Raw genomic sequence first — 9350 nt, 5'->3', positions numbered from 1 at the left:
ACACGGTTCGCTCGTGCTGCTTTCGGATGCGGGAGGTTCGCTTGGCGGTTCGCTATCGGAATGGCTTACGCTTGGGCGATCTGACTCACTAATCGATGGAACGTTGGAGTCGCTGGTGGATGGATCGTGTGAGTCACTCGTCGATGGATCACGGGAATCGCTTGTCGATGGCGATGAGTCACTGCCTGAGCCGCTCGTTGATCCGCTACCCGAGTGGCTTACCGAGCCACTGGTTGAATGACTGGTTGACCATGGAACGCTATAGCTTTCGCTGTAGCTAGGTCGTTCACTGCTGGATCTGCTTTCCGAGCCCTCGCTGCTCGACGGCTCGCTTGCTGATCGCGATTCACTATCCGATCCGCTTTCCGACTGGCTTTGCGATTCACTCTCGCTGTCGCTGGAGTCACTCGCCGACACAGATCCGCTGCCACTGGAGTAACTGGGTTCCGAGTAGCTGGGCCACGAGTAACTCGGCACCGATCTGCTATCGCTGCTTGGGTCTTGCGAATCCGATTGGCTTTCCGATTCGCTGTCGCTGTCCGAGCTTGCCGATTCACTTTCAGAGCTGTTGGACTGGCTACTCTCGCTGTTGCTCGAATCGCTCGCGCTTGATTCGCTGCCACTGGATGAACCCGAGTGGCTATGACTGTACGACTCGCTATAGCTGGCGTCACTTGAATAGGAAGTGCTGTCGCGAGAAGTTTCAGATGCGGAGTCGCTTGATTCGGACTCACTTGACTTTGACTCGCTTGATTCGGATTGGCTGGAATCCGAGTCGCTTGAGCTTGAGCCACTTGATTCACTGGAGTGACTTGAAGTCGAGCTTGAGCCACTAGATGAATGCTCGGCGGAATAGGATGACAGGCTGATCGAAGCGGATTGGCTCGAGTCATTTGATGACTCGCTGGAATCAGAAGAGGCCGAACTGGATGAGTTGCTCGAATCGCTTGAGCTCGATTTTGAGGAGCTTGAACCGGAGGAACTCGAGGCACTTGAAGAACTCGATGCGGAGCTTGAGATCGAGGGCTCGGAGTAAGACCTCGATGAGCTCGAATGAGCGCTGGATGAGGAACCAGACGACGATGGGCTGCTCGATGAACTCTTTGAACTTGAAGAACCGCTGGAACCGCTTGAGGAAGAGAGACTCGAGGAGCTACCGCTCGAAACGCTGCTGCTGAGGCTACTCGACGATGCACTCGACGAGCTTGACAGACTTGAGCTTGAAGAACTCGATGAGCTTGACGAACTACTTGAACTACTAGATGGCGAAGAACTCGAAGAGCTGGAATCGCTAATGCTCGAATCTGAGCTACTGCTCTGGCTGCTAGAAGAAGATGATGACGATGATGAGGATGACGAACTGCTACTAGAACTGGAGCTGCTGCTTCCTTCACAGCAACGGCATCCAATGGTTAGGTAGGCGCTGGTGTCCTCGTGAAAATGACAGACGATCTGTTGGCTTGTCAGCAGTGCATAATCGCAGACGTTGTAGACCGCGACCTTCACTCCGATCGCTGCCCAGACTCCGTTGGCATAGCGCAGTTCGCGAGCCATGCCCCAGCTCTTGGCCTTGAGTCGCGAGACTGGTTTGCAGAGCAACGTTTGTTTGGGCGGGTCGATGATCCAGGAGCGACTACCATCGTAGGTGACGCTGAGATACTGACCATCGTCGTAACTGGAAACCGGACCTCGAATGCGCTGGGCGCTGGGGTTTCGAGCGATGATGCGAACGCCTTGACCATCAGGCTTTCGGACTGGTTCAATGGAGCCGGAATCGTCGAGCTTAAAGAGGTCGCAGTTGGCGGACCCAGTCGAAATACCAGATCGGCCAGGGATACCACCGCTGGGAACCTTGATGAGAAAGGCTGGATCAGCCGGCCTGCCAACCCGAACGACTGCCCACTGGACGCCGGTCTGATTCGCATCGCGCCGCCACAGAATCTGAGCCGATCCGCTGGGCTTTGACTGGAGGGTCGTTCCTCCAGAGTCTGCTACATCTGCGTATTGATGCCAAGCCTCTTGCACGTTCACACGGGCTGCGACGACGCCAGCGAACACCACGCGACCGACTTTGTCGTCAGCGATCGGCTCGATGGCCACACCGAATCGACCTGTGTGTTCGTCGCCAATTGGACGCACTGACTGGATTGTCGCGTCACGTACAAACCGCGCGAGCTCTGCTGGACCAACGTCAGGATCGCCCAGTGGGGCGTTAAAACCGACGATTCCACCGATGGCCACAGTGGTCGCACTTCGGTAGTGAACGCGAACGGTGGCAGAGTCGCGAACGTGAGTGCGGGTTCCTGCGCCACCCGAGAGACGATCGCGAGCGATGGCATCGGCGGCAGCCAGCAGCCGGTTGTATTCAGCTGCCGTGATATTCAGTCTCTCACCTGGCCGAACTCGCCTCGCCATTACTCGATCCCCAATGCGTTAAAGTTCGCTTCGGGGTAAACCTGCTCGACGTATGCCGCTTCAGGAACTTGTAAGACGCGATCGCCAACGACCTCTTCGCCATGTTTGACCCAGAGGTAGTCCCAGCCTCGCTTTTCGGCAACTGTGATATTGCCAATTTGCAAATTCATCTCATTGGGGCGTGCTGCGAAGTGATAGGTCACATCGACCCAGTTCTGATCATCCTCGCCGCCTTCACCACCAAGGAAGATCGCTTCGCCGGGAGCGAAGATCGACCAAGGACTCGAGTTCACACGACCTGTCATAGCAACCATTGCGAGCAGGTATTCGGTGGATACGAACTCAAACTTCTTACGCACCGAGAACTCAAAGGCAGGGACGGTTACATCGACGCCAGCAACGCCTGAGTCACTGACTCCGATTGCACCTCGATAGTTGGGCGCGAACTTGCCTGGGGCCGCATAGGTGCCACGCGTGACGAGTGACTGGTTGAGGTGAGTTGATGCACCAGTTGTATTGAATGAGACAGGATCGAGCTTGGTCTTATTGATTGACGCGGTAACAAGCGCATGCTTGTCATTGATGTACTCGCCATCAACCTGTAGATAGGGAATCAACTCTCGCTGCGTTGCACGATAGTGATCTAGAAGCGCATCCGCAGCCGCAGCGGGATCGACCGAGCCGCCGTTGGTTGCAACATAGACGAACGTGTCGGAAGTAGCTTTGCCTCGCGTTGCCTTTTTAGACAGCGCTGCAAGTTCGAACTCGTAAATGCCGCTTGAGAATCCCATCAGCTGAACACGAAGCCTCCTGTGCGGGCGCGTTCGGCAAGCTGAGCTGTGTTCTCAGCAGTTTGAATGATGGCTCGCTTCACATCGTCCGAAAGACCTTCGCCCGTGACTGGTGGCATCTGCAGCCTCGCGACACTTTGCGATAACGCAGCATCGAATTCCTCTAAACGCACTCGCACCGCTGAAAAGGATGCCATGATCGATTCGAGATTGAGCGAAGGTTCTTGATCCTCTGCAGTCGGCTCGATGAAGTCCTCTGGCGTGGAAACTTCAGCGTCCATCGGTTGAACGCCGGGCTCCGGTTCAACTTTTGGCACTTCGACTAATGGTTCATTCGCGTCAGCATCTGCTACAACGTCAGGGGCAACTCCATCCGGATCGGCTTTATCCTTTTGATCAGGAGGCTCGATAATGGGAATGAGCGATGCACCGCTTCCCAGACCGAGTCCACGACTATCAAAGTTGCCAGCCGCCTCGGTCTTCTCGGTCACCGTTTCCGGGCCACTGGAGAACTCATCAAGCGAATCCTTGGCAGAACGATCAAGGCCAAGCTTGAGGTCCTTCTTCTTGGGCGGTTTCAGTTTGGGATCTTTGATACCGTCCACTTCGACCTTCGGCACCTTCACATCGCCGGGCATCGGCGGCGCGGGCATGGGAGGGATTGGAGTGCCAGAGTCCGATTCTTTGGCAGCTTCGGGCTCTTGCGGTTTTGCGGCATTGGCTGCTTCCACGGCGGCGTCGAACTCAGCTTGCGCGGCAGCCACCTGCTGGTCACGTTCCTTAGCGCGATCCTCGGGCGATTGGCGACCGGCTTCGCGGGCAACGCGAGCCTCTTCTCGCATTTGATCGAGGGTCTTTTGAACGCCTGCGGTGGTGTCGTCGATCGTCTGTTGTCGCGACTGTCCGGCTGCTTCGTTCTGTTTGAACTGATCATCTCGCGATGCATCGACCCCCTGGTTCTTGGCTTCGGTCTCTTGATCAATAACCGCCATCTCGGCATCAATGTCGCGACCTGCGCGTGCCTTGCGACGTTCTTCAAGCTGCTGCTTGATGCCTTCCTGCATCTGTACGCGATTAGCTTCGATCTGTTGTTTACGAGCGTCGCGCCGCTTCATGCGATCGGCGATGGCTTGCTGCTTCTTGGCCTCTTCCGCTTCGTCGGCCGTGCGGATCTCCTTGTCGATCTTGGCCATTTCGACTTCGACATTCACATCGTCATCGAACAGTGACTTCAGTTTGATCCAGGCCTTGCGCAGAAAGCCGACCGTCGAGTTCCACATCGATTTAACTTGAGCAACGAACACCGACCAGGTGTCGGCGAGATAGTCGATGGTTTCGACCCAGGCAGTCTCAACGCCTGCCAGAGCATTGATGAGCACGCCACCGATCTGAACAGAAACGTCGCCAGCGATGTCGACTAGTTCACGCAGCCGAATGAATCCTTTCTTGAGGAAGCCGATCGTGGAGTTCCAGCCCTTCTGCACTGAGGTGGTAAGGATCGTCCAGCCATCGGCCATGAAACCGAGTGTTGCATTCCAAACGCTGGCGAGGCCAGAGAGCGCACTGATCAGTACATCACCGATCGCATAAGCCGTATCGCCCCAAACATCAGAGAGATAATTGGTAAAGTCAGCCCAAACGCCTTTGAGATAGGTTGTCCCTTTGATCCACTGAAGCTTGAGGTAGGTCCACAGGACGTTCGCCGCTGCGGTGATATCGCCGGCAGCGAGTGCGTTGGCGATCGCACCGAAGGCCTTGATCGTGTCGGCTTTCAGCGTTTCGAAGACACCTTTCAAGTACTCGATCGCTTCGCCAGCGATGCCGGTGGAGTAGATGAAATAAGCGCCGAGGGCAGCAACCGCTGCGACAACCAGCCCGAGAGGTGTGAACAGAGCGCCGATCATGGTCACAAGGACACCGATCGCAGTTCCCACCAGCGAGAACATCGAAGCCAGACCACCTACTGCGAATGCAGCGACACCAGCGGCGCTACCGATGCTGATGAACGCTGCGCCGACGCCAACCACGCCAGCAACGATGAGGGCGACCTTCTTGACCACTTCCTGGTTCTTGCCGATCCATTCGGTGAGTCCAGACAATGCACGGGAGATCGCATTCATCATCTTGGTCACGGAGAGATCGAGTGACTCGCCGATCGCAATGGCCACGCCCTCGATCGAGCTTTTGAGAATTCGGAAGGCACCGCCGATTCCCGAGTCCATCTCCGCAGCAGTCTTGGCAGAGATACCGCGGGCCTTTTGGATCTCACCAAGTAGCTGCCTGGTGTCGGTGACCGACTTGCCGATCGCCGATGCGCTTGTGATGCCCAGAAGCCCGAAGACCTCGTTGAACGCAGCTGCTCGATCCCCAGATCCCATATTGGCGGTGGCTGCCGAAACTTCGCCCAATACATCCACAAGGTTGCGAGCATTGCCCTGTGCATCCTTAGTGGCAACGCCGAAGACTTTCTGGAACTTCTCCGATTCTGCGGCGCTGAGCGTTAGCAAACGACGCAGTGCGGTACCGGCTTCACTGCCTTGAATCCCAAGGTTGCCAAGCGTTCCAAGGATCGCCAGCGTCTCTTCGAGGCTCATGTTCGCATCGGCAGCCACAGGTCCTGCGTAAGAAAGAGCTTCTCCCAGGGATTCGACTGAGTTGAAGGACTTGTTTGCGGCGGCAGTTAATCCATCCGCCACACGTACGGCATCGCTTGCCTCAAGAGAGAATTGACGAATGGTGGCTGCCATGATCCCAGAGCTGAGCGTCGCATCCGTACCGGTTGCTCGGGCGAGGTTCATAACAGCCAATGTCATCTCCTCGATTTGCTTTGGCGAGAAACCAGCGCGACCGAGCTCGGTCATGAGATTGGCAACCTCAGCTGCGGAGAAGCTGGTAGTGGCCCCGAGATGTTTGGCCGTGTTTCGCAAAGACTCGAACGATTCGCCTGTTGCGTTAGCAGCCGCGCCAGCAGCGCGAATGGCATCATCAAAGCTCGTATATGCTGCCAGACTGCCTCCGATCGGAGCCGCAGCGGCAACGCCAAGCCCCATCAGTTTGGTGCCGACCAGTCGCGTGGACGCACCGAACGATTTGAGCCGCTTCTGCGCAGCTTCAAGCCCCTTGAGAAACTGAGAGCTCCTCGCGGTCAGCTCGACGTAGGCTCCTCCGGCTCTGACTTGGGACATAATGAGGCTTGAGACTTTAGGGGTGAGACTTGAGTGTTTCTCGTGTAAGCAGCTCCCAACATGGTTGCCGCTTGTTCAACGGTGCCTTTAGCAACGATTGGCTTTTGCTCTGCGTAGGGATTGAAGTCATCGGGCTTGAATGGCTTGCGACGCCTCTTGCGATCACGGTTCATCTCGGCCATCAGTGCCATGATCGTGCTGGCGACATTCCAGTCGTGCTGACGTTTCGACTCAGCCATCAGCACAAGTTGGCGAAGTGTTAAGGGACCTGGATCGACTCCGACGATGCCGGCAAGTCGGACGATGAGTCGCTCAATGTCGGCACAGCGAGCCTGCGTTCGAGATCTTCGACAAGCTTGTCGACCAAGTTCGGATCGTCCAGACGCTTCTCGATCGCATTGATCCCCCGTGTCTCGATCAGCTTCTGTTTCTCGGCCGCCTTCCGCAGAAGACGGCGTCGGGACTCCGGGAAGTAACTAATCAACGCATCCAAGAGTGCACCGGTTGCATCGTCGATCGAGTTACCAGCTAGACCTTCACCAAAGGCTTCGTCCGTGATCTGTTGCTGATCAGCTTGCGGTTTGCAAATCGCAAATAGCACATCGCCCAGGAGCAACGGATCGGTCGAGAGTCTTGTGATCAAATCACCGTCGATCGCTTCCAGCAGATGCACGCCGGTGAGAGTCTTCACGCGGCGCAGCGTCGTGTTATCGATATCCACAATCCAAATGCGTCCAGCGCGGTCAACGAACTTCTGCATGATGCCTCCCTGAGAGTTATGAATCCTCCAAACCAACTAAAACGCCAGCGATCAAGGTCCAGCCAAGCCAGGTCCCACGTTCAAGCCACTACCTGAGCTCGATTGCGTCGGTTTGAGAGTCACATCAGCGGAGATGACCTCCTCCAAGTTCTGGTTGACATTGAAGGTCATCACTTCGCAAGTCAGAGTGAGTGTTCCACCAGCGTCGCTGATGCCGACATCGCAAGGATCGCCGCTGCTCCAGAGACCTTGAAGCAGTCCGAAGGCCGAGTCACCCTCTTTGTTGAGCACTGTGAACTCGATAGATGCATCCTTGAGTGTTCCCACTGTGGCGCGCCAGCCGTTGTTCGCGCGAGTACTGGCATCGGCTTCGGCCTTTTCGAGGCTGACTGTCAAATCCTTGACGTTGGTGATCTCGACGCCGTCGATAGTGAGGACGGCTTCGAGACCGAGTTTGACTTCTGGCATTGTGAGTGATTCCTTATGGCGAACGTTTACTTGACTGAGTTGGCCCAAAACATGGGGAGCCGACTCCGGTTGGCATCCAGTGCCGGCTTCATGAAGGGGCGTTTGGGGTAATGACGAGGTTTGTTGTCACTGCGGCGCTCGTTTTCTTCAGCGATCAAGCGAGTGGCTCGATTGGCTTGTGCAGCGGTTCGCAACTCGATCCTCGCAAACTTCGTTTTGTTTCCGTGCTGCTTGATTCGGATCGGACCATGCTCGCCAACTCGAAAGCGATGTGGCTTCAGCTTGCGACGTTTGGTTGCCACGCCTCCGAATTCATGCAGGTTCCAAAGCCGGCCTGCGATCTCATTCACAGGCCCGATGATGACTTCGGTCTTGTTATTGGTTACCTCGTAGCGAATCACTCGCCTGAGCATGCCAGTCTGGGTGTTCGGTGGGCTTCCAGGCTTGGATGGGTTTTTACGCTTACGAATGCTCCGACTTGCTGTTTTTCGGATGGCACCGCCGGCCTCGCTGATCGATGTGAAGGTCGCTGTTTCTACCTTCTTCTTCAGCTTTCGCTTATCGAATTGAGTGCGAACGGTGAGCCTGATCATCGCGCCAGTTCAAAGGTTAAGGTCAACAAGCTTGTAAACTGACGCAGCTGCTCCCAGTGTTCGCTGGAGTACAGCACCGCATGTTCTGCCTTTAAGCAGCGAGCAGCTTGAAAGGAAGTGAGCCGTTTGAGTCGGAACTCGTCGGCGATCTTTTCCACGAGGTCCACGAGTGGATCAATTTCCTCATTGGTTCCCTTGGAAAACTTCTTTTGCACAGCAACATCCACACGGCAGTGGTATCGATTGTGTGCTCGGTCATGAGGCAAGAGCTCGACGTCGCGAGGTACAACGCTGACGCGGAGTTCCTTCATGTCTTCGAGGTCGAAGTTGGGAACATACAAACGCTCGGCCACGAACTCGAAATCGAACTCGGCGGCATTGAGCTGGGCGGTGACGCTGTCGGCAACTTGTAGAACGGTCGTCATGAGGGATGGGATTCGATCTGTTTGGTGTGAATGCGGAGTTTCAAACGGAATGGGTCGCTGTAGCGCCAAGGTGGGTCGCCACCAAGGGCCATCACTTCAAATATGAAGGTGTGGTTTCCATCGATCTCGACGATGGTGTCACCGCGGCGAGGCAACGTTCCAATGATCGACTGGAGCAGAGATTGAGTGTCGATCAGGAAGTCGCGGACCTGGCTGCGAGTGACAATGCCCTCGCCATCGTCCTGGTCGTACATCGACTTCCCGATTGTTGCTTGGAGCGTGGCTCCGAGCTCTCCTCGGCGATACACGACCTGGCGAGACGCGTGCTGGGTGAGTTTGGAGGCAAGCCACTCCTGGCCCTTTTGAAGCATGTCTGTCATGACTCGGCTTTTGCTTTCGTGTTGCCAAACAGCTTCGAAGCTTTCGTTCGGACTTCATCAAGCCAAACCGCATCGGCGCGGCGCTGATACTCGGACGCGACCGCATTGGCCTCTTCGTCAAGCTGTTGCTGACGAAGGGTTGTTTGACGAACGGGCTGGGCTGGTTCTGGAGTCAGGAATGCAACGGGCGACGCTTGCTTGAGTTGCTCGGGTTCCCGTTTCTTCACAGGAATCAGGGCAACTGCCAGCAGGACGACAACCACAATGATGGCGATGGCTAATAACATTTTTTTGGTTGAACCTCATCTAGGAGAATGGATTGGGTTAAAGCAA

Annotated in this window: 14 protein-coding genes; 3 read left to right on the top strand and 11 right to left on the bottom strand. The window is 55.8% G+C overall.

Features of this window, described 5'->3' with window-relative positions:
* The first annotated feature begins 13 nt into the window (after nt 1-13).
* Nucleotides 14-241 carry a hypothetical protein gene (locus SH302x_RS12175; protein WP_479368957.1) on the top strand — a complete coding sequence of 76 codons (228 nt, stop codon included), beginning with the start codon at nt 14-16 and terminating at the stop codon, nt 239-241.
* Here SH302x_RS12175 and SH302x_RS12170 read toward each other — a convergent pair.
* Complete coding sequence (locus SH302x_RS12170; protein WP_479368956.1) at nt 219-893, bottom strand: hypothetical protein; 675 nt, start codon at nt 891-893, stop codon at nt 219-221. The two genes, SH302x_RS12175 and SH302x_RS12170, sit on opposite strands and share 23 nt — an antisense overlap.
* A gap of 401 nt (nt 894-1294) precedes the next feature.
* On the opposite strand from SH302x_RS12170, the gene SH302x_RS12165 reads away from it, so the two are divergent.
* A complete protein-coding gene (locus SH302x_RS12165) occupies nt 1295-1420 on the top strand; it encodes a hypothetical protein (RefSeq protein ID WP_479368955.1) in 126 nt (41 codons plus the stop codon).
* A 20-nt stretch (nt 1421-1440) separates the two neighbouring features.
* Nucleotides 1441-1965 (top strand): hypothetical protein, encoded by a 525-nt coding sequence (locus SH302x_RS12160; RefSeq protein ID WP_479368954.1) that lies wholly within the window; start codon nt 1441-1443, stop codon nt 1963-1965.
* A gap of 62 nt (nt 1966-2027) precedes the next feature.
* Here SH302x_RS12160 and SH302x_RS12155 read toward each other — a convergent pair whose 3' ends face one another.
* From SH302x_RS12155 to SH302x_RS12110, 10 genes are all read right to left on the bottom strand, one after another.
* Entirely contained in the window at nt 2028-2339 is a 312-nt protein-coding gene (locus SH302x_RS12155) for a hypothetical protein (protein ID WP_479368953.1), read from the bottom strand.
* Between the two features lie 75 nt (nt 2340-2414).
* The gene (locus tag SH302x_RS12150; RefSeq protein WP_479368952.1) at nt 2415-3206 is read right to left on the bottom strand and encodes a hypothetical protein; all 792 of its coding nucleotides are present in this window, start codon (nt 3204-3206) and stop codon (nt 2415-2417) included.
* Complete coding sequence (locus tag SH302x_RS12145; RefSeq protein ID WP_479368951.1) at nt 3206-6391, bottom strand: phage tail tape measure protein; 3186 nt, start codon at nt 6389-6391, stop codon at nt 3206-3208. Before SH302x_RS12145 ends, SH302x_RS12150 begins: the two co-directional genes overlap by 1 nt.
* Nucleotides 6352-6630 (bottom strand): hypothetical protein, encoded by a 279-nt coding sequence (locus SH302x_RS12140; protein WP_479368950.1) that lies wholly within the window; start codon nt 6628-6630, stop codon nt 6352-6354. The genes SH302x_RS12145 and SH302x_RS12140 overlap by 40 nt, the downstream gene beginning before the upstream one ends.
* Nucleotides 6631-6650: 20 nt before the next feature.
* Nucleotides 6651-7151: a hypothetical protein gene (locus tag SH302x_RS12135; protein WP_479368949.1), complete on the bottom strand. Its 501-nt coding sequence runs from the start codon at nt 7149-7151 to the stop codon at nt 6651-6653.
* Between the two features lie 51 nt (nt 7152-7202).
* Entirely contained in the window at nt 7203-7619 is a 417-nt protein-coding gene (locus SH302x_RS12130) for a hypothetical protein (RefSeq protein ID WP_479368948.1), read from the bottom strand.
* Between the two features lie 26 nt (nt 7620-7645).
* Entirely contained in the window at nt 7646-8212 is a 567-nt protein-coding gene (locus SH302x_RS12125; protein ID WP_479368947.1) for a hypothetical protein, read from the bottom strand.
* Nucleotides 8209-8637, bottom strand: a complete 429-nt coding sequence (locus SH302x_RS12120; protein WP_479368946.1) for a hypothetical protein — start codon at nt 8635-8637, stop codon at nt 8209-8211. The genes SH302x_RS12125 and SH302x_RS12120 overlap by 4 nt, the downstream gene beginning before the upstream one ends.
* Nucleotides 8634-9017 (bottom strand): hypothetical protein, encoded by a 384-nt coding sequence (locus tag SH302x_RS12115; RefSeq protein ID WP_146675898.1) that lies wholly within the window; start codon nt 9015-9017, stop codon nt 8634-8636. The genes SH302x_RS12120 and SH302x_RS12115 overlap by 4 nt, the downstream gene beginning before the upstream one ends.
* The gene (locus SH302x_RS12110; protein ID WP_479368945.1) at nt 9014-9304 is read right to left on the bottom strand and encodes a hypothetical protein; all 291 of its coding nucleotides are present in this window, start codon (nt 9302-9304) and stop codon (nt 9014-9016) included. The genes SH302x_RS12115 and SH302x_RS12110 overlap by 4 nt, the downstream gene beginning before the upstream one ends.
* Between the last annotated feature and the right edge of the window lie 46 nt (nt 9305-9350).

This window comes from Njordella calcicola (genome assembly GCF_056494125.1).
The sequence above is the reverse complement of the archived record's forward strand: the minus strand, read 5'-3'. Positions and strand labels throughout refer to the sequence as shown.

Bases quoted from the DNA above. Each gene is read 5' to 3' on its own strand.
- SH302x_RS12170 (WP_479368956.1), bottom strand. From the start codon at position 893: ATGACTCGAGCCAATCCGCTTCGATCAGCCTGTCATCCTATTCCGCCG.
- SH302x_RS12165 (WP_479368955.1), top strand. From the start codon at position 1,295: ATGCTCGAATCTGAGCTACTGCTCTGGCTGCTAGAAGAAGATGATGAC.
- SH302x_RS12160 (WP_479368954.1), top strand. From the start codon at position 1,441: ATGACAGACGATCTGTTGGCTTGTCAGCAGTGCATAATCGCAGACGTT.
- SH302x_RS12155 (WP_479368953.1), bottom strand. From the start codon at position 2,339: ATGCCATCGCTCGCGATCGTCTCTCGGGTGGCGCAGGAACCCGCACTC.
- SH302x_RS12150 (WP_479368952.1), bottom strand. From the start codon at position 3,206: ATGGGATTCTCAAGCGGCATTTACGAGTTCGAACTTGCAGCGCTGTCT.
- SH302x_RS12145 (WP_479368951.1), bottom strand. From the start codon at position 6,391: ATGTCCCAAGTCAGAGCCGGAGGAGCCTACGTCGAGCTGACCGCGAGG.
- SH302x_RS12140 (WP_479368950.1), bottom strand. From the start codon at position 6,630: ATGGCTGAGTCGAAACGTCAGCACGACTGGAATGTCGCCAGCACGATC.
- SH302x_RS12135 (WP_479368949.1), bottom strand. From the start codon at position 7,151: ATGCAGAAGTTCGTTGACCGCGCTGGACGCATTTGGATTGTGGATATC.
- SH302x_RS12130 (WP_479368948.1), bottom strand. From the start codon at position 7,619: ATGCCAGAAGTCAAACTCGGTCTCGAAGCCGTCCTCACTATCGACGGC.
- SH302x_RS12125 (WP_479368947.1), bottom strand. From the start codon at position 8,212: ATGATCAGGCTCACCGTTCGCACTCAATTCGATAAGCGAAAGCTGAAG.
- SH302x_RS12120 (WP_479368946.1), bottom strand. From the start codon at position 8,637: ATGACGACCGTTCTACAAGTTGCCGACAGCGTCACCGCCCAGCTCAAT.
- SH302x_RS12115 (WP_146675898.1), bottom strand. From the start codon at position 9,017: ATGACAGACATGCTTCAAAAGGGCCAGGAGTGGCTTGCCTCCAAACTC.
- SH302x_RS12110 (WP_479368945.1), bottom strand. From the start codon at position 9,304: ATGTTATTAGCCATCGCCATCATTGTGGTTGTCGTCCTGCTGGCAGTT.